The following is a 16,862-nucleotide window of genomic DNA, read 5'->3' on the forward strand; positions in this document are numbered from 1 at the left end:
GCCATCTTTGCTCCTCCACCTCATGCCCGGACCTCAGCGCATCGGCCCGGGGCGTCGTTGTGCGCCCATGCAGGACACAAGATGCTCCAGAGACAAAAGGCTGCCGGCATGACCGGATATTTTTCCTCTCCTTTCCCCCGCCGCACCTCGGTCGGCGTCGATGTCGGCGGCGTGGTCGTCGGCGGCGGCGCGCCCGTTGTCGTCCAATCGATGACCAACACCGACACGGCCGATATCGACCAGACCGTCGCGCAGGTCGCAGCACTGCACCGGGCCGGCTCCGAGATCGTGCGCATCACCGTCGATCGCGACGAGAGTGCCGCCGCCGTACCGCGCATTCATGAGCGGCTTCAGCGGCTTGGCATCAACGTGCCGCTGGTCGGCGATTTCCACTATATCGGCCACAAGCTCTTGGCCGATCACCCGGCCTGCGCCGAGGCGCTGGCCAAATATCGGATCAACCCCGGCAATGTCGGCTTCAAGGACAAGAAGGACCGGCAGTTCGCCGACATCGTCGAGATGGCGATCAGGCATGACAAGCCGGTGCGCATCGGTGTCAACTGGGGCTCGCTCGACCAGGAGCTTTTGACCCGGCTGATGGACGACAACCAGGACAAGGGTTTTCCGCTGACGGCGCAAGAGGTGATGCGCGAGGCGATCGTGCAGTCGGCCATTCTCTCGGCCGAGATGGCGGAAGAGATCGGCCTTGGCCGCGAGAAAATCATCCTGTCGGCCAAGGTCAGCGGCGTGCAGGACCTGATTGCCGTCTATGCCGAGCTCGCCACCCGCTCCAACCATGCACTGCATCTCGGCCTGACTGAAGCCGGCATGGGCTCGAAAGGCATCGTCGCTTCGTCGGCCGCCATGGGCATCCTGCTGCAGCAAGGCATCGGCGACACCATCCGCATCTCGCTGACGCCGGAGCCGAATGGCGACCGCACGCGCGAGGTGCAGGTTTCGCAGGAATTGCTGCAGACGATGGGGTTCAGGCAGTTCGTGCCGATCGTCGCCGCGTGTCCCGGCTGCGGCCGCACGACCTCGACCGTGTTCCAGGAGCTCGCTCAGAACATCCAGGCAGATCTCAGGAAGAACATGCCGGTGTGGCGCGACAAATATCCCGGCGTCGAGAACCTCAAGGTCGCGGTGATGGGTTGCATCGTCAACGGCCCGGGCGAGTCCAAGCATGCCGATATCGGCATTTCGCTGCCCGGCACCGGCGAGACGCCGACGGCGCCTGTCTTCGTCGACGGCAAGAAGGCGGCGACGCTGCGCGGACCGTCGATCGCGGCGGATTTCGAGAAAATGGTCGCCGACTATATCGAACAGCGGTTCGGTCGCGGCGGCAAGGCCGCGGCAGAGTAGGTCAAATGCAGCGTTTCCTGTGGGCGACGCTGGTCCTGCTGTGTGGGCTAGTCTGGTCGACACTGGCTCAGGCCGATCCGCCGCAATCCGCCAAGCAACGGCTTATCGACAAGGTCTGCAACCTGATCCAGGCGCATGCCGACCAGAATGGTTTGCCCAGGGATTTCTTCGCCCGGCTGATCTGGAAGGAGAGCCGTTTCGATCCCAACGCCGTCAGTCCCGTCGGCGCCGAAGGCATTGCCCAGTTCATGCCGGGAACCGCCAAGATGCGCGGGCTTGCCAATTCCTTCGACATCAATCAGGCGATCCCGGCTTCGGCGAAATATCTCGCCGAAATGAAAACCGGCTACGGCAATCTCGGCCTGGCGGCCGCCGCCTACAATGCCGGCGAGAGCCGGGTGTCGCGCTGGCTCAGTTCCGGCGGTTTCCTGCCGATGGAAACCGAAAGCTATGTCTTCGACATCATGGGCGAACCAGCCGACAAGTTCACCGACCGAGCCTATGCCGGAAGGGTCGAACCGCTCGACGCTAAGGCGGATTTTGCCGTCGCTTGCCGAAAACTGCCGGTGATCATGTCGCGGACCGTGGCGATGGCCTCGATCAACGTAAAGCCGTGGGGCATCCAGGTGGCCGGCAATTTCCGCCGCAGTGCCGCGATCAACCAGTGGCTCAGGATAAGGAGCCGGTTCCCGGCCCTGCTCAACGGGCACGATCCAGTGGTCAGCCGGGTGCGCACGCCGATCGGCCGGCGGGGTATCTATGCGGTCAGGATCGGTGTCGACCACCGCGCCGATGCAAACGTCATCTGCCAGAAATTGCAAAGCATCGGTGGGGCATGCGTGGTGGTGCGCAACCGGTGATTTGACCCCTGCCGGCAGGGTATTTTGTCTGAGAGAGGCATTTAGAAAGCGACAGCCGTGACGTCGCATCCACCAAGGATTTCAGCTATGGCGGCGGTCATCTTACCAGGAGCGACAGCCCCTGCCTTTGACAAGCCGCGTGGGCACAACATGTTCGATGGATACATTATCTGCGGCACACCGAGGACCGGAAGCACGCTGCTGTGCAAGCTCCTGGCGTCCACCAAGACCGCCGGCGATCCACATTCGTTTTATCGGCGCCAGGACGTGGTGGAGTGGGCCGAAGAGTGGAAGCTGCTCGATCGCGCCGCGATGAGCGAGCGCGAATTCGATGCCGCTTACCTCAATGCTACGATCGCCGCTGGCAAGGGTGGGACCGGCCTCTTCGGTCTCCGCTTGATGCGCGAAAATCTGGATGAGCTTTCGGCGATCCTCGGCCGGATTTTCCCAAAACTGTCATCCGACAGAGCACGGTTCGAAAGAGCATTCGGCAATGTTCTCTACATACACCTCTCGCGGGAGGACAAGCTTGCGCAGGCTGTCTCCCTGATCAAGGCAGAGCAGACCGGTCTTTGGCATATCGCTCCCGACGGCACCGAGATCGAAAGGGTCGCACCGCCGAAAGAGCCCCAATATGATTTCGAGCGGATCAGGCGTGAGGTCGAGGTACTCGAGACCTATGATGCGGCATGGAACATTTGGTTCGCTGAGCAAGGCATAACCCCGCTTCGGGTTGGCTACGAGCGCCTTTCGAGCAATCCGGCGGCGACGTTGCTAGGCATCTGTGAAGTCTTGGATGTCCAAGCACCAGACGCCGAAGATGTAAGGCCCGGCGTCGCAAAGCTCTCCGACGACACCAGCCTCGACTGGATGCGCCGCTATCGCCTCGACGCAGCCGCCTGATGCATCGATGGAGGCAGGCTAGGCCGTCTTGGCCACCACGGTCTCGCTGAGCCAGGTGCCGATCTTGGTGCCCAGTCGGTCGGGCGAAACGGGCTTCGGCAGATAGTCGTCCATGCCCGATTCGATGCACTTGTCGCGATCGCCCTTCAGCGCATGCGCGGTGACGCCGATGATCGGAATGTGGGTGCCCGTCGAGGTCTCCATGGCCCGGATCGCGCGGGTCGCTTCGTAGCCATTCATCTCCGGCATCGAGACGTCCATCAGGATCAGCTTGGGGCGCAGCGCCCGGTACATCTCGACCGCCGTGCGGCCGTTGCCGGCGATGCGGTAGCTCAAGCCCAAGCCATTGAGGATCTGGCCGAAGACCAGCTGGTTCACGTCGTTGTCCTCGGCAATCAGGATGTCGATCGGTCCGTTCGGCGTGGTTGTCGATTCCGGTGCTGCCGCGACTGGCAGCGCCGGGCCGCGGATGACGGTAAAGGCAGGCGGCGCTGCCGGGGGAGCCTGGACGATCGGTTCGCGGACAAACTGCGCCTTGCCGACCTGCGAACGGGCCTTCTGCACGACCGAAATAACGGTGCCGAGCAGGACCGCAGAGCGCGCCGGCTTCGTCAAATGCGCGGCAATGCCGAAGTCGATGATCATCTTGCCGAAATCGACCTGGTCGACCGAGGTCAGCAACACCACCGGGATGGAGGACAGCCGGCTGTCGGAAGCAATTGCCCTGGCGACGTCGGCGCCGTTCATGCCGGGCATCTGGTAGTCGAGGATGATGCAGTCGACGGCGGCGCCCAACTGAAAGGCGCGATCGAGGAAGGCCAGGCCGACGGCGCCGCTTTCGGCGGCGGCACAGTCGAAGCTCCAGCTTCTGAGCTGCTCGAGCAGGATTTCGCGGTTGACCGGATTGTCATCGATGACCAGCACGCGCGCGCCGGTGACGTCGACCGGCACGATCTCGTCGCGCGCCGCGGCCTGATGCGCGGGCAGCGGCACCGCGAACCAGAACACCGAGCCGCGGCCGATCTCGCTCTCGACGCCGATCTTGCCTGCCATCAGGTCGACGAGGCGTGCTGCGATGGCCAAGCCCAGCCCCGTGCCCTCGTGACGGCGGGTGGACGAGCCGTCGACCTGCGCGAATTTTTCGAACACGTTCTGCAGTTTCTCGGCCGGTATGCCGATGCCGGTGTCCTCGACGCGGATCTTGAGCTGGACCACGTCGTTGACGATCTCGCCGCCGACGTCGATCAGCACGTGACCCTTCTCGGTGAACTTCACTGCGTTGCCGAGCAGGTTGGTGATGATCTGCCGGAACCGGCCGGCGTCGCCGACGACATGGGCCGGCAGGCGCGGATCGACGCGCACGATCAGTTCGAGGTTCTTTTCGGCGACGCGCGCCGAGACCAGCGTCGCCACGTCCTCGACCGCCTCGGAAAGGCGGAAGGGAGCAGGGTCGAGGGTGAGCTGGCCAGCATTGATCTTGGAGAAGTCGAGGATGTCGTTGATGATGGTGAGCAGCGCGTTGCCGGACTTCACGATAACGTCGGTGAAGGTCTTTTGGCGTGGGGTCAGATCGGTCTTGGCCAGCAGTTCGGCCATACCGAGCACACCGTTCATCGGCGTGCGGATCTCGTGGCTCATATTGGCCAGGAATTCCGATTTGGCGCGGTCGGCGGCCTCGGCCTTGAACAGGGATTCGGCGGATTCGGCAAAGGCGCGGCGGATCGCCACTTCCATCGGGCGGAAGATCCAGAAGGCGACGATGGCAAGGGCCGCGAACAGGATGCCGCTGGCCCACAACAACAGCCTGTCGCTGGAGGCATCGGCCAGATGGCGCTCATCATCCATGGCGGTGCGGACGCGAACCAGCATGGGTTGGGCGAACAGGTCATTCTGGTTGCGGATTTCGCGATAGCTCCACTCGTCGACCTTCTGCGCCACCGACATCAGGTTGAAATTGCGCACCATGTCGCGCGGCGACCAGAACAGATCGCCGTTAACTGAAGCGGATTGGAGTTCGTCGACGGTTTTGATCGACAGCCGCGGCTTGATCGCCGCAAGCTGGGCGGTCAGCGTCTCGATCTCGCCGGTCAGGCGCTCCGAATGGCCGCGCGCCGATGTGGTCAGGGCATCGCGTGTCTCCGCCCGCCAGGCGGTGCCGGTCGTCTCGGCAAAGCTGGTCGCGTTGCGCAGGTCTCGGGTGAAGATGACGAGATTGCTGCTCAGCGCATCGATGTCGCGGCGAAAGGAATTGACGCGATCAAGCGCAATCACGATGCCGGCGGAAGCCAGCGCGAAGATCAGCAACCCTGAAATATAGCGGATCCGGACCGACCGGATGAAGGACGAATATTCAGGCATGCGCAACCCCAACACATACGCACCATTTTAATGGCCGGGATTACGCTTCATTTACATTAAAATTTCGTTCGTTCGGGCAGGCGAGCCGTGCGAGCCGCCGGATGGACAGCGCGCCTAGGCCGCGTCCACGACGAGGGCGCGGATGCGGCCACTCACCGGGCCTTCCCCGAACCGTTTCCCAAGGGCATTCGCCACGTATCGCGTCACCTCCTCCAGCGAGCCACCGCGCGCCTCGATCTCGACCCGCAGGGGCGTGCCCTGGCAATAGGCCGTGGCCGCCTCATATGGCGAGGAAGCGGCGCTGACGGCATCCAGCGGCTCTATGGTAATGTTACGGAAGCCGGCGGCATGCAGGTCGGCGCGGATGACGTCCGCATCGTGATAGCCATGCGGTGTCCTTGCCATGAAGCGAGGCGGATCGGCCGGGAAAAAATGGCCGAGCGCCCGCGTCACCTCATCGGCAAACTCGTTCTCTTCGATGGCACCCCAGACGTTGAACAGGAAGTGTCCGCCCAGCCGCATCACGCGCCGAACTTGCCCGTAGGCGCCCACCCGATCGGGGAAGAACATCGCGCCAAACTGGCAGGCCACGGCGTCGAACTGTGCGTCCTCGAAGGGCAGCGCCTGAGCATCGGCCTGCTGCCAGGTGATGCGAGGATCGTCCACCATCCGCGTGCGTGCGTGGTCGAGCATGGGCTGGTTGAGGTCGGTGACCACGATGCGCGCTTGCGCCGGCAGCTTTGCTGCGAGCGCACGTGTCACCACACCGGTGCCCGCCGCCACTTCGAGCACCGATTGCGGCCCGAGCTTCGACACCCGCTCCGCCAGATCCCGCGCATATGGCTCGAAGATCAGCGGCACCATCGCCCGGTCGTAGATCTCGGGAATGGAACCGCTGAACAGCTTGTCGGTGGTCGACATGGCATCCTCCAACTCTTATCCGCACCGCGTGCTTGCCGTGCGGATGTCAATCCTCTGCCTCGGCAGGCTTCCGCTCAAGTTCTATTTCAGAACCGGCCGGCGGGGACGTGCGTGCAATCAGCTCGATGTTCCGGCTGGCACCAACCTTAGCTGTTACGCGCCGCCACGAATGTCGCCGCTTCTTTCAGCAACTGGGCATCGTCGCCATAGGGCTCAAGCAGCGCATGCGCCTGTTGGACGAGGCCGTGCAGCTGGCCGCGTGCCCAATTTGCACCATGCAAGGCCACCAGCGTCGCCTTGCCGGCGGCGGCGTCCTTGCCGGTCGCCTTGCCCATCTGGCTGGCGTCGGCGGTCAAATCGAGCAGGTCGTCGGCAAGCTGGAAGGCAAGACCGATCGCCGAGCCGAATTCGGCCAGCCGCTCGCGGTCATCGGCCGGGGCGCCGGCGATGAGGGCGCCTGCCTCGCAGGCGAAGCGGATCAGCGCGCCGGTCTTCATCGCCTGCAGCCGGATGATGCCGGCCTCGTCCGGCGGCGTCTGTTCGGCTTCGAGATCGAGCTTCTGGCCGCCGACCATGCCGCCTGCTCCGGCGGCGCGGGCAAGCGCCAGCACCAGGGCTGCCCGCCGCTCCGCCGGCAGCGCGGTCGACTCGCCGGCAATGATGTCGAAGGCCAGCGTCAGCAGGGCGTCGCCGGCCAGGATCGCGGTCGCCTCGTCGAAGGCCTTGTGCACGGTCGGCTGGCCGCGACGCAGGTCGTCGTCGTCCATGGCGGGCAGATCGTCGTGGATCAGCGAATAGCAATGCACGCATTCAAGTGCGGCGGCGACACGCAGTGCCGCCTCGCCGTCGGTGGAAAAAAGGGCGGCACTTTCCATGACCAGGAAGGGCCGCAGGCGCTTGCCGCCGTTCAGCACGCCATGGCGCATCGCCGCCATCAGCCGGTCCGGCCGGGCGATCTCGCCCGAAAGCGCGCGGTCGTCGAGCAGTCGCCGCAGCAGCACCTCGACGGCGGCTGCCCGCCTGATCAGCGCCATTTCGAACGCCATTTGGTCGTCATTCGTCATGGCCGGGACCGGTAGCCGACACTCAGACGTTGCGCAAGAAGGCAAGCGCCATTATGCCGGAGCAGTATGAGCCCGTTCGGAAACTCTACTCCTGCGGTCATCTGAGGGCGTTTTCTGCGCTTCCGGTGCTTGCGTACTCTAATGTACGCTCCGCTCCGGTTCTCGAAAACACCGTCACATGACTCACAGGAGCGCGTTTCAAAACGAGCTCTCTGGCACGGGTTGGGCGGCTTGGCGGAACCGATCGTCGATCATGAAACCGAAAAGCTGGACATGGCGACGAGATCGCGGGGCGTAAACCGCCGTGGTCTCAAGCGCTGGGTCCGGCGCGGCATCGTCGTGGCCGCGGTGCTGGCCTTGATTCCGGTCGTGCTGACATTTCTGTACCTGCCGTTCTTCGTGCATCCTGTCTCGACGCTGATGCTGAAGGACCTGGCGACCTTCTCCGGTTACGACCGCCGCTGGGTGTCGATCGATGACGTGTCGCCGGTGCTGGCCAATTCCGTCATCATGTCGGAGGACGGGCAGTTCTGCTTTCATCGTGGCGTCGATCTCGGCGAGCTGAGAGGCGTCGTCGACGATGCGCTGGCCGGCGAAGCGACGCGCGGCGCCTCGACCATCACCATGCAGACGGTCAAGAACCTGTATCTCTGGTCGCGGCCGCTGGGCTCGGTGCGCAAGGTGGTCGAATTGCCGCTGGCCGTCTATTTCGATGCGGTGATGTCGAAACGGCGCATCATGGAAATCTATCTCAACATCGCCGAGTGGGGGCCGGGCATCTACGGCATCGAGGCCGCGGCACAGCACCATTTCGGCGTCTCGGCAAAACAGCTGTCGCGACGGCAGGCCGCCCTGCTTGCGGTCTCTTTGCCAAATCCGATCGCCCGCAATCCGGCCAAGCCCGGGCCTGGCCTGAGGCGGCTTGCCAATCTGATCGAGCGGCGAGCCGGCCGCTCGGGGGCCTATGTCGGTTGTCTCCGCTAGCCGATCCAAAAAAATTCGCGCCAGTGCTGGCCAAAACGGCACAGGGCGTGTATAGGCACCCGACTTTCTCAGATTTAGGCCCCGACATGGCCCTTTCACGAGGGCGGGCGGGGCTTTTGACCATGTAGTGGAGCATATCCATGGCCGTTCCGAAACGTAAAACCTCTCCGTCCAAGCGCGGCATGCGCCGCTCGGCCGACGCCCTCAAGGCCCCGACCTATGTCGAGGACAAGAATTCCGGCGAAATGCGCCGTCCGCACCATATCGACCTGAAGACCGGCATGTATCGCGGTCGCCAGGTGTTGACGCCCAAGGAAAGCTGAGACCAGCCTTCCAAAGGTTTGAATTCCAAAAGGACCGGCCAGTGGCCGGTCCTTTTGCGTTTGGGGGGCGGGGTAGCGCGCATCTCGACGCGTGGGCGGCAATCGTTGCAGGCAACCGGCTGACATTGTTGTTGCGTGCGGTCTTCGACCGTGTTCAACGCTGCCATCGAAACATCTTGACGGCGTGCCTGTGGCGCATTCTACAAAGGATTGCCCCCACATGGAGACGCCAGATGTTCGGTGCCATTCCGCTGCTGATCGTGCCTTTCGTGCTCTACAATCTCGGACTGCTGGGAATATTCGGCAGCGGTGACGATCCGTGGGCAAGCGAGGTCTTCTCATTCAGCATGATGTCGGGTGGCGTGTTCTCGATGACGCTTGGCGATCTGATGGTGCTGATTGGGCTGATCTTCCTGTTCCTCGAAATGGCGAAGTCGGTGCGCACCACCAACGCCTCGATCATGGACCATCTTCTGTCGACGCTGGTCTTCGTGGCCTTCCTGGTCGAATTCCTGCTGGTGAAGGGTGCGGCCCATTCCGTCTTCTTCACGCTGATGGTCATCGCGCTGTTCGACGTGCTGGCCGGATTCGCGGTGTCGATGCGGTCGGCCAGCCGGGACATCAATTTGAATTAGGTCCCCCGGCGCGGAAGGCGGAAGTTTGACGGGCACTTGCGCTGACAGTTGGCGCAAACGCCCCTAACGTCGTCATCCCAGGGCGTAGCAAGGAGCGTAGCGACGGGCGCAGACCCCAGGGTCCAAGCCGCGACACGTGAGCGTTTCAGCGGTCCAGAATTCTGCTCCGCTGCACTCTACGGCGGATGTTACGGAATGGATCCTCGGGTCTGCGCGACGGAGCCTCGCTCCTGCTCCGCCCGTGGATGACGAAGTTCCCGACCTCACCCCGGATCGGCGGTGAAACCGGCGGCCTCGATGCCGGCGATTGCCGCGGCTTCGTCATTGTCCGACGTGTCGCCTGAAATGCCGACGGCGCCGATGATGGCACCGGCCTTGTCGCGGATCAGCACGCCGCCGACGACCGGCAGCACGCGCCCGCCCGAGACGTCCGAGATGCCGGCGACGAGATGCGGGCGCTCCTTGGCGAAGGCCTCGACTTTGCGCGAGCCCATGCCGATGGCGAGCGCACCATAGGCCTTGCCGGCCGACATTTGCCGACGCAGGAACGAGGCGCCGTCCTGGCGCTGGAAGGCGACCAGATGCCCGCCGGCGTCGAGCACCGAGACGCCGAGCGGCTTGAGCTTGAGATCGGAGCCCTTGGCAAAGGCGGTTTCGATGATTTGCCTGGCTTTTTCGAGCGGCAGTGCGGTCATGGCGGTCTCCTGTTTGAAACGCGTCGATCATCGACCGTCGGCGGGTGAGATAACATCCCGGTTCCGGTTGAAGTTGCTTCGCGTGAAAAGGCGGGATGGAAAACAGCCTTCGCCGGCTCTTCCGGATAAGCGTTGCCGCTTGTATGGCTCCAGACGTGGCTGGGCTACTTCTTCTTGGCGCGGGCCGGTTTCTTGGCGGGTTCCGCCGGCGCGTTGGCGAGGTCTTCCGCTTCCTTGGCGAGACGCAGTGCCCGCAGCTTGTTGGTCTTGGCCTGGCGGGCGTCGCTCTCGGCGGCGTATTCGGCCATCGCCTTCTGGCGGACGGTTGCCGCCTCTTCCTGCTTCTTGAAGCGCAGGTCGGCGCGTGCGCGGGCAGCATCCCGAGAGTTCTCAACCAAGACCTTATCCAATCCCGTGAATTGTGATTTTCCGCTTCTTCTAGCAGAGCCGGCCCCAAAACGGGAAAATAAGTTGGTTACGCGGCCGGGCTGGCGGCGAGGGCCTTGCTGGCAACCACGGCCTCGTAGGCGGCCTGCAAGGTCGCGCGGACAGAAGGGCCAGACATTGTATCGAGCGGCATGCCGAGATGTTCGTGCCGCAACTCGTCCATGAATTTGTCCCACATAGGCTGTCCGCCCTTTTCCAGCAGTTCGGCGCGGATCGACAATTCGTCGCTGACCGGCAGCCAGACGCGGCCCCAGGCGCCGAGATGGGCCAGGATCGGAACCAGCGTGATCGCCATCTCGGTCAGGCTGTAAATCGCCTTCTGCTTGTGCGAGGGATCGTCGGCCTTGGTCAGCATGCCCAGCTCCATCAGGCGCTTCAGCCGGTCGGCGAGGATGTTGGAGGCGATGCCTTCCATCGATCCGTTGAGCAGCTCGCGAAAATGGCGCCTGCCGCCGAAGATCATGTCGCGAAGGATGATCAGGCTCCAGCGGTCGCCGAAGACTTCCAGCGACAGATTGATCGGGCACCCGGACCGGCGATCCATGCTCATGAGATTTTTCTCCAAAACCGGTTGCATTATCGTAGCAGTTTTATTATCGTGCAACCGATTGCAAAATGCAATCAGTTTTGCAGAGAGGAGACTGCGTGATGAGGACCACCGAACGCCCTGAGATTATATCCGAAGTCTTTGGCGATCCGGCGAACCCGCCGCTGTTGCTGATCATGGGAGCGATGGCCTCGATGCTGTGGTGGCCGGAGGCGTTCTGCCGGAAACTGGCCGGTGCCGGCCTGTTCGTGATCCGCTACGACAATCGCGATACCGGCCGTTCGACGAAATACAAGCCGGGAGAGCCGCCCTACACGTTCGATGATATGGCCGACGATGCAATGCATGTTCTGGACGACCACGGCATCGGCAAGGCGCATGTCGTCGGGATGTCGATGGGCGGCATGATCGCGCAGCTTGTGGCGTTGAAACATCCCTCGCGTGTCGTATCTCTGACTGTGATCAGCAGTTCGCCGGTGGGAATCGACACATCCGGCCTTCCCGGGACGACCGAAGCCTACATGGAACACTCGGCCGAGGGCGCCAAAGTCGATTGGTCGGACCGTGGTCAAGTGGTCGATTTCATCGTCAGGGATGCACGGGCGATCGCCAGCACCACGCATCCATTCGATGCGGCGGGGATACGGGCCTTTGTCGAGCAGGATTACGACCGCTCCGGCGGCTTCCTGAGCGCGACCAACCATTTCATGCTCAAGGGCGGCGCCGCCTGGAAGGGCCGCCTGCACGAGATCGCGGCGCCGCTGCTGGTCATTCACGGCACGGCGGATCCGATCTTTCCGGTCGAACACGGCGAGGCGCTGGCCGAGACGGTCACCGGCGCAAGACTCATTCGCATCGAAGGTGGCGGCCACGAGCTGCATCCGGACGACTGGGCCGAGATGTCCGCAGCGATCATCGCGCATGTCCAAGCCGGTTGAAGCAGCATAGGCTGGTTTGACGGACAAGGCTAACCGCAACAGGCGTGCCGCAGGGTAGCGGCCACCGACAATCCACGAAACAGACGAGCAAAAAATGTCCCTGACACTTCATTTCCATCCGCTGGCCTCCTTCTGCTGGAAGCCGTTGATCGCGCTGTACGAGAACGCCACGCCGTTCACGCCTGTCATCGTCGACCTTGGCGATGCTGAATCGCGCGCGGCCTTCCTGAAGATCTCGCCGGCCGGCAAGATGCCGGCGCTGCGCGACGATGCGCGTGGCCGTACGGTGCTGGAATCGAGCATCCTCGTCGAATATCTGGCCGCGCACTATCCGGGGCCGGTCGACCTCGTTCCCGCCGAGATCGACATGGCGTTGGCCGTCCGCCAAGCTGACCGTTTCTATGATTTCTATGTGCAGGAGCCGATGCAGAAGATTGTCGGCGACCGGTTGCGCCCCGGCGACAAGACCGACCCGTTCGGCGTCGAGCAGGCTCGCGACCGGTTGCGCAATTCCTACGCCATCATCGAACAGGACATGCAGTCGAAGATCTGGGCGATGGGCGACAGCTTCACCATGGCCGATTGCGCAGCCTCCCCCGCGCTGTTCTATGCCAACAAGGTCGAGCCGTTGGGCGACAGGTACCCGGCTGTGAAGCGCTATCACGACCGCCTGCTGCAGCGCCCCGCCTTCGCTCGGGTGATCGGGGAGGCGCAGCCCTACTTCAAGTTCTTCCCCTACAACAACGGTTGATCGGGTCAGGTTTCCCAGAACTGATCGAGCCAGATGTTGAGTTTGAGGAAGCCAGTGCCGCTCACCGTGTAGACGCGCCTTGTTCCTTCCGGCTTGGCGTGGACCAGGCCGGCATCGAGCAGCACTTTCAGATGTTGCGACACGGCTGGGCGCGAGACCGGCAAGCCGGCGGCCAGTTCGGTGACGGTTTTCGGGCCGCGGCGAAGTTCTTCCAGAAGATGGCGCCGGTTGGGATCGGCAATCGCCATGAAGGCGTCGGAAAACATCATGCCTGTATTAGTGAGGCAAAGCCTTTCGAATCTCAACCGTCTGCTTCTGCTTTTCTTCTGGGATCAAGCCGCAATGCTTCCGGGGTGACCGAGCGGTCGGCCGGCTGCGTCTTGAAGGCGTCACGATCCCCGATCGGCACCGGCGCGCGGCGGCTGATGCGCAGCAGCGTGTAGCCCGCCAGGCAGAGATGCGCGAAGGCGGTCGCCAGGAACAGACCTTCCGGGCGCATCCAGCCCATCAGGGCAGCCGCAAGCAAAGGTCCGATCATCGTGCCGAAGCCATAGAGCAGCAACAGCCCGCCAGATACCTTGACGAAATCCTCCGAGCGCGCGTGGTCGTTGGCATGCGCCACGGCGATGGAATAGAGCGTATAGGCGAAGGCGCCATAGGCGGCGGTGAAGACGATGACGAAGACGCCGGAGCGTGGCTCGAACAGGAAGATCATGAGCGCGAAGAAGGCCCCGCCGAAAGCCGCCCCCGCCAGCACGAAGCGCCGGTCGGTCTTGTCGGACAGGCGCCCGGCCGGAAGCTGCATGGCGGCACCGGCAACGACCACAAGGCTCATCATCAGGGCGATCTCGGCCGTGGAAATGCCGATGCGCGCACCATAGACTGCGCCAAGCGTGCCCCAGGCGCCGTTGGCGATGCCGATCAGCACGCAAGCGACCGCCGACACCGGCGAATTGGCATAAAGGCCCCTGACATCAAGTGAGACATCCTGCAGCGGCTTGGGGTGGGAGGCGGTCGAGACCGCCGTCGGAATGAGCGACAGGCAAAACAGGATGCCGGTGATCATGAACAGCGACGCGGACTTCACGTCGCCGCCGGCGACGATCATCTGCCCACCCATGATCGAGGCATAAGTCACCATCATGTAGAGGCCGAAGACGGTGCCACGGTTCTCGTTGGTGGCCTTCTCGTTCAACCAGCTTTCGATGACCATGAAGGCGCCGGCCATGGTGAAGCCGGTGAAGGCGCGCAGCAGGATCCAGACATACTCGTCGATGATCAGCCCGGTGAGCAGCGCCACGATGGCGCCGGATGCGGCAAAGGCGCCAAAGGCGCGCACGTGGCCGGCGCGGCGCACGATGCGCGGTGCGAAGAAGCAGCCGGTGACGAAGCCGCCGGCCCAGGCCGTGCCCATCAGGCCGAGCGATGCGGTCGAGAAGCCTTCCAACTGACCGCGCAGGGGCAGAAGCAGCCCATGCAAACCAGATGCCGCGAGCAGGAAAGCGGTGCCGCGAAGCAGCGAGAGGATCGGTCGGTAGGTTGCGAACATTGGTTGATCCGGCTCAGGTTTGGCGGGGACGCTGGGTCTGAAGACAGTCGCATTCGGGCTTTTCGGCGGCGGGCTTTACGCCCGAGCGCCTATCTGCGGCGGAACAGTGCTTCGGCCGCGGATTTGGTGGTGTCCTTGGCCTTGAGTTCGGCTTCCAGGCGGGCGATTTCGTCGCGCAGGATGCCGATCCGCTCAGTCAAGTCGCTGACGGAAAGCAATGACAGGTCCTGCCCGATCTCGTGCGGGCGCGCCTTCTTCTTGGGTTCGTCGTCGAAGATCGCCATCGTCGCTCCTCCTCCGCCAAGACCAGATTGGCCATTTGCCTGATTTGGCAATCAGCATACATAGGGCAGGGGCGTCGATGCAAACAGCCGATCGGACAACGGCGAGGAAAGACGGGAAATCTCATGGCGAGCGGACAGAAAATTCCGGCAAGGATGACGGCCATCGCGATCTCGGAGCCGGGTGGCCCTCGGGTGCTGAAGCCGGAAACACGCGACGTGCCGCAGCCCGGCCCCGGCGAGATCCTGATCAAGGTGCATGCCGCCGGCGTCAACCGGCCCGACGTCCAGCAGCGCAAAGGCGCCTATCCGCCACCGCCCGGCGCATCCGACCTGCCGGGCCTCGAGGCATCGGGTGAAGTCGCCGCCCTTGGCGACGACATATCACGCTGGCGCATTGGCGACCGCGTCTGTGCGCTGACGCCCGGCGGCGGCTATGCCGAATATGTCAAGGTCCATGCAGGGAGCGTGCTGCCGTTGCCCGCCGGCTTCACCCACACCGAAGCCGCGGCGGTGCCGGAGAATTACTTCACCGTCTGGCACAATGTGTTCGAGCGTGGCGGCCTCAAGAAAGGCGAGACGCTGCTCGTCCATGGCGGCTCGTCCGGCATCGGCACGACAGCAATCCAGCTTGCCTCCGCCTTCGGCGCCTATGTCATCACCACTGCCGGCAGCAAGGAGAAATGCGACGCCTGCCTGAAGCTCGGCGCCGACCGGGCGATCAATTATCGCGAGGCGGATTTCGTCGCCGCGGTGAAGGAGGCAACGGGTGGCAAAGGCGCCAATGTCATCCTCGACATGGTCGGCGGCGACTATGTGGCGCGCAATTATGAGGCCGCGGCGGTCGAAGGCCGCATCGTCCAGATCGCCGTTCAGGCCGGCGCTGTCGCAAGCGCGGACTTTTCGAAGATCATGGTCAAGCGGCTTACCCACACAGGTTCGACGCTGAGGCCGCGAACCGTCGAGTTCAAGGCGGCGATCGCGGCGGCGCTGGAAGCGCAGGTGTGGCCGCTGCTCGGCACGCGCAAGGTTGCCCCTGTGATGGACATGATCTTCCCGCTCAGCGAAGCCTGGCGGGCGCATGAGCGCATGGAAGAGGGTGAGCATATCGGCAAGATCGTGCTCGACGTAGGCTGACAGCGCGCGAGGTCAGCGCCTCGCTGCCCACAAGATGAACAGAAGCTTAATGCTGCAATGCAGCATTTGCATCATTGCTATGCAAAATCAGCCATTCAAGTCCTCATCGATGACGCCTATTTGAGCACCATCGAAACGAACATCATTCTGGAGGGACTACCATGAACCCGATCCGCGCTTTCCGTAACTGGCGTATGTACACCGAGACCGTCCGCGAACTGAACCGTCTCAACGCACGTCAGCTCAGCGATCTCGGCATCAACCGCGCCGACATCGAAAAGATCGCCCGCAGGGCTATCTAAAGCCACGTCCTGGTCCGCTCCGGCGGGCCCAAGCCGTGGAAGCCAGAGCCGCACCAGACGAACTTTGTCGCGGTTCCGAGCCCGCTGGACCCAGTCCGGCGGGTTTTGTCGTTTTGGGCGGGAGATCAACGACCGTCCCAACCGATACCGGCCATCGAGCAGGGTTGACCTCGGTTTCCTGCATGGCATCTTGGCTCGGCGCTTTCACAAGGGCGAACCCTGATGGAAGCAGCGGCTCCGGCATGACAGGGGTGCCCCTATCTCAACCGATCTTTGCCAAGACCGGAACTCGCCAGCGAAGCCAGCTTGTCGTTCTGTTCAAGAGCGCGGAACGTTTTCGGTAAGTACCCACGGCTTCCGGTCTTTGCTCCAAAAACGTTGCGAAAGGACCCGAGAGCGGTTATACAGACCGCGAATTTCCCATTTTGGTGGCTCTAAACCACCGCCCGCGCGGGAACGCGGGCGAACGAGAAGGATTTGTAAAAATGGCCAATACGCTGCTGATGCCCAAGGCGACCGCCGTCTGGCTGGTCGACAATACCGCACTTTCCTTCGAGCAGATCGCGCAGTTCTGCGGACTGCATCCGCTCGAGGTCAAGGCAATCGCCGATGGCGAAGCGGCGCAAGGCATCAAGGGCATGGACCCGATCATGACCGGACAGCTGACCCGCGACGAGATCGCCCGTGCCGAGAAGGACCCGAACCAGCGCCTGAAGCTTTCGGACCCCAAGGTGCGGGTGCCCGAATCCAAGCGCAAGGGTCCGCGCTACACGCCGCTGTCGAAGCGCCAGGACCGGCCGAACGC

At 63.2% G+C, this 16,862-nt stretch carries 20 protein-coding genes; 11 read left to right on the forward strand and 9 right to left on the reverse strand.

What is annotated here, in order from left to right; all coding sequences use genetic code 11:
* The first annotated feature begins 108 nt into the window (after nt 1-108).
* The 3 genes from ispG to ENZ74_RS04435 all read left to right on the forward strand — a co-directional run bounded on the left by ispG (nt 109) and on the right by ENZ74_RS04435 (nt 3,125).
* Nucleotides 109-1,362, forward strand: a complete 1,254-nt coding sequence (ispG, locus tag ENZ74_RS04425; protein WP_024502967.1) for a flavodoxin-dependent (E)-4-hydroxy-3-methylbut-2-enyl-diphosphate synthase — start codon at nt 109-111, stop codon at nt 1,360-1,362.
* Nucleotides 1,363-1,367: 5 nt separating this feature from the next.
* Nucleotides 1,368-2,222, forward strand: a complete 855-nt coding sequence (locus tag ENZ74_RS04430) for a lytic transglycosylase domain-containing protein (RefSeq protein WP_063169169.1) — start codon at nt 1,368-1,370, stop codon at nt 2,220-2,222.
* Nucleotides 2,223-2,309: 87 nt separating this feature from the next.
* Nucleotides 2,310-3,125: a Stf0 family sulfotransferase gene (locus ENZ74_RS04435; protein WP_082826558.1), complete on the forward strand. Its 816-nt coding sequence runs from the start codon at nt 2,310-2,312 to the stop codon at nt 3,123-3,125.
* Nucleotides 3,126-3,143: 18 nt separating this feature from the next.
* Here ENZ74_RS04435 and ENZ74_RS04440 read toward each other — a convergent pair whose 3' ends face one another.
* The 3 genes from ENZ74_RS04440 to ENZ74_RS04450 all read right to left on the reverse strand — a co-directional run bounded on the left by ENZ74_RS04440 (nt 3,144) and on the right by ENZ74_RS04450 (nt 7,468).
* Nucleotides 3,144-5,483 (reverse strand): response regulator, encoded by a 2,340-nt coding sequence (locus ENZ74_RS04440; protein WP_013529222.1) that lies wholly within the window; start codon nt 5,481-5,483, stop codon nt 3,144-3,146.
* Between the two features lie 114 nt (nt 5,484-5,597).
* Nucleotides 5,598-6,404, reverse strand: a complete 807-nt coding sequence (locus tag ENZ74_RS04445; RefSeq protein ID WP_063169167.1) for a methyltransferase domain-containing protein — start codon at nt 6,402-6,404, stop codon at nt 5,598-5,600.
* A gap of 146 nt (nt 6,405-6,550) precedes the next feature.
* On the reverse strand, nt 6,551-7,468 hold the full coding sequence (locus ENZ74_RS04450) for a polyprenyl synthetase family protein (RefSeq protein ID WP_063169166.1): 918 nt from the start codon (nt 7,466-7,468) through the stop codon (nt 6,551-6,553).
* Between the two features lie 222 nt (nt 7,469-7,690).
* On the opposite strand from ENZ74_RS04450, the gene ENZ74_RS04455 reads away from it, so the two are divergent.
* The 3 genes from ENZ74_RS04455 (at nt 7,691) to ENZ74_RS04465 (ending at nt 9,410) form a co-directional block, all read left to right on the forward strand.
* Entirely contained in the window at nt 7,691-8,452 is a 762-nt protein-coding gene (locus tag ENZ74_RS04455) for a transglycosylase domain-containing protein (protein ID WP_013529225.1), read from the forward strand.
* A 140-nt stretch (nt 8,453-8,592) separates the two neighbouring features.
* The gene (gene rpmF / locus ENZ74_RS04460; RefSeq protein WP_008834724.1) at nt 8,593-8,775 is read left to right on the forward strand and encodes a 50S ribosomal protein L32; all 183 of its coding nucleotides are present in this window, start codon (nt 8,593-8,595) and stop codon (nt 8,773-8,775) included.
* A 233-nt stretch (nt 8,776-9,008) separates the two neighbouring features.
* On the forward strand, nt 9,009-9,410 hold the full coding sequence (locus ENZ74_RS04465) for a hypothetical protein (protein WP_013529226.1): 402 nt from the start codon (nt 9,009-9,011) through the stop codon (nt 9,408-9,410).
* Between the two features lie 263 nt (nt 9,411-9,673).
* Here the strand turns inward: ENZ74_RS04465 and ENZ74_RS04470 are convergent, their stop codons facing one another.
* The 3 genes from ENZ74_RS04470 to ENZ74_RS04480 form a co-directional block, all read right to left on the reverse strand.
* Nucleotides 9,674-10,105 carry a heme-binding protein gene (locus ENZ74_RS04470; protein WP_063169165.1) on the reverse strand — a complete coding sequence of 144 codons (432 nt, stop codon included), beginning with the start codon at nt 10,103-10,105 and terminating at the stop codon, nt 9,674-9,676.
* Nucleotides 10,106-10,269: 164 nt separating this feature from the next.
* The gene (locus ENZ74_RS04475; protein WP_013529228.1) at nt 10,270-10,503 is read right to left on the reverse strand and encodes a hypothetical protein; all 234 of its coding nucleotides are present in this window, start codon (nt 10,501-10,503) and stop codon (nt 10,270-10,272) included.
* Between the two features lie 77 nt (nt 10,504-10,580).
* Nucleotides 10,581-11,102 carry a helix-turn-helix domain-containing protein gene (locus tag ENZ74_RS04480; RefSeq protein ID WP_013529229.1) on the reverse strand — a complete coding sequence of 174 codons (522 nt, stop codon included), beginning with the start codon at nt 11,100-11,102 and terminating at the stop codon, nt 10,581-10,583.
* 98 nt (nt 11,103-11,200) lie between these two features.
* Here ENZ74_RS04480 and ENZ74_RS04485 point away from each other — a divergent pair, with 98 nt between their 5' ends.
* Together ENZ74_RS04485 and ENZ74_RS04490 are read left to right on the forward strand one after the other, a co-directional pair.
* Entirely contained in the window at nt 11,201-12,037 is an 837-nt protein-coding gene (locus tag ENZ74_RS04485) for an alpha/beta hydrolase (protein ID WP_063169164.1), read from the forward strand.
* Between the two features lie 94 nt (nt 12,038-12,131).
* The gene (locus ENZ74_RS04490; protein WP_063169163.1) at nt 12,132-12,788 is read left to right on the forward strand and encodes a glutathione S-transferase family protein; all 657 of its coding nucleotides are present in this window, start codon (nt 12,132-12,134) and stop codon (nt 12,786-12,788) included.
* A 5-nt stretch (nt 12,789-12,793) separates the two neighbouring features.
* Here the strand turns inward: ENZ74_RS04490 and ENZ74_RS04495 are convergent, their stop codons facing one another.
* The 3 genes from ENZ74_RS04495 to ENZ74_RS04505 form a co-directional block, all read right to left on the reverse strand.
* A complete protein-coding gene (locus ENZ74_RS04495) occupies nt 12,794-13,057 on the reverse strand; it encodes a metalloregulator ArsR/SmtB family transcription factor (RefSeq protein ID WP_063169162.1) in 264 nt (87 codons plus the stop codon).
* 32 nt (nt 13,058-13,089) lie between these two features.
* Nucleotides 13,090-14,337 carry an MFS transporter gene (locus ENZ74_RS04500; RefSeq protein ID WP_024502978.1) on the reverse strand — a complete coding sequence of 416 codons (1,248 nt, stop codon included), beginning with the start codon at nt 14,335-14,337 and terminating at the stop codon, nt 13,090-13,092.
* Nucleotides 14,338-14,426: 89 nt separating this feature from the next.
* The gene (locus tag ENZ74_RS04505; protein ID WP_063169161.1) at nt 14,427-14,621 is read right to left on the reverse strand and encodes a DUF1192 domain-containing protein; all 195 of its coding nucleotides are present in this window, start codon (nt 14,619-14,621) and stop codon (nt 14,427-14,429) included.
* Nucleotides 14,622-14,744: 123 nt separating this feature from the next.
* Between ENZ74_RS04505 and ENZ74_RS04510 the strand changes: the two genes are divergently transcribed.
* From ENZ74_RS04510 to ENZ74_RS04520, 3 genes are all read left to right on the forward strand, one after another.
* Nucleotides 14,745-15,755: an NAD(P)H-quinone oxidoreductase gene (locus ENZ74_RS04510; protein ID WP_013529235.1), complete on the forward strand. Its 1,011-nt coding sequence runs from the start codon at nt 14,745-14,747 to the stop codon at nt 15,753-15,755.
* 161 nt (nt 15,756-15,916) lie between these two features.
* Complete coding sequence (locus ENZ74_RS04515) at nt 15,917-16,057, forward strand: DUF1127 domain-containing protein (RefSeq protein WP_013529236.1); 141 nt, start codon at nt 15,917-15,919, stop codon at nt 16,055-16,057.
* A 485-nt stretch (nt 16,058-16,542) separates the two neighbouring features.
* Nucleotides 16,543-16,862: cell cycle transcriptional regulator TrcR (locus tag ENZ74_RS04520; RefSeq protein ID WP_127312676.1), on the forward strand; the 320-nt coding region annotated here is incomplete at its 3' end.

Source organism: Mesorhizobium sp. M7A.F.Ca.CA.002.15.2.1 (assembly GCF_003998715.1).
GTDB classification, from domain to species: Bacteria; Pseudomonadota; Alphaproteobacteria; order Rhizobiales; family Rhizobiaceae; genus Mesorhizobium; species Mesorhizobium ciceri.

Excerpts from the sequence above, each read along its gene's own strand:
- ENZ74_RS04480 (WP_013529229.1), bottom strand. The coding sequence starts at position 11,102 with ATGAGCATGGATCGCCGGTCCGGGTGCCCGATCAATCTGTCGCTGGAA.
- ENZ74_RS04450 (WP_063169166.1), bottom strand. The coding sequence starts at position 7,468 with ATGACGAATGACGACCAAATGGCGTTCGAAATGGCGCTGATCAGGCGG.
- ENZ74_RS04440 (WP_013529222.1), bottom strand. The coding sequence starts at position 5,483 with ATGCCTGAATATTCGTCCTTCATCCGGTCGGTCCGGATCCGCTATATT.
- ENZ74_RS04515 (WP_013529236.1), top strand. The coding sequence starts at position 15,917 with ATGAACCCGATCCGCGCTTTCCGTAACTGGCGTATGTACACCGAGACC.
- ispG (WP_024502967.1), top strand. The coding sequence starts at position 109 with ATGACCGGATATTTTTCCTCTCCTTTCCCCCGCCGCACCTCGGTCGGC.
- ENZ74_RS04465 (WP_013529226.1), top strand. The coding sequence starts at position 9,009 with ATGTTCGGTGCCATTCCGCTGCTGATCGTGCCTTTCGTGCTCTACAAT.
- ENZ74_RS04495 (WP_063169162.1), bottom strand. The coding sequence starts at position 13,057 with ATGATGTTTTCCGACGCCTTCATGGCGATTGCCGATCCCAACCGGCGC.
- ENZ74_RS04490 (WP_063169163.1), top strand. The coding sequence starts at position 12,132 with ATGTCCCTGACACTTCATTTCCATCCGCTGGCCTCCTTCTGCTGGAAG.
- ENZ74_RS04435 (WP_082826558.1), top strand. The coding sequence starts at position 2,310 with ATGGCGGCGGTCATCTTACCAGGAGCGACAGCCCCTGCCTTTGACAAG.
- ENZ74_RS04500 (WP_024502978.1), bottom strand. The coding sequence starts at position 14,337 with ATGTTCGCAACCTACCGACCGATCCTCTCGCTGCTTCGCGGCACCGCT.
- ENZ74_RS04505 (WP_063169161.1), bottom strand. The coding sequence starts at position 14,621 with ATGGCGATCTTCGACGACGAACCCAAGAAGAAGGCGCGCCCGCACGAG.
- ENZ74_RS04445 (WP_063169167.1), bottom strand. The coding sequence starts at position 6,404 with ATGTCGACCACCGACAAGCTGTTCAGCGGTTCCATTCCCGAGATCTAC.
- rpmF (WP_008834724.1), top strand. The coding sequence starts at position 8,593 with ATGGCCGTTCCGAAACGTAAAACCTCTCCGTCCAAGCGCGGCATGCGC.
- ENZ74_RS04510 (WP_013529235.1), top strand. The coding sequence starts at position 14,745 with ATGGCGAGCGGACAGAAAATTCCGGCAAGGATGACGGCCATCGCGATC.
- ENZ74_RS04470 (WP_063169165.1), bottom strand. The coding sequence starts at position 10,105 with ATGACCGCACTGCCGCTCGAAAAAGCCAGGCAAATCATCGAAACCGCC.
- ENZ74_RS04430 (WP_063169169.1), top strand. The coding sequence starts at position 1,368 with ATGCAGCGTTTCCTGTGGGCGACGCTGGTCCTGCTGTGTGGGCTAGTC.
- ENZ74_RS04485 (WP_063169164.1), top strand. The coding sequence starts at position 11,201 with ATGAGGACCACCGAACGCCCTGAGATTATATCCGAAGTCTTTGGCGAT.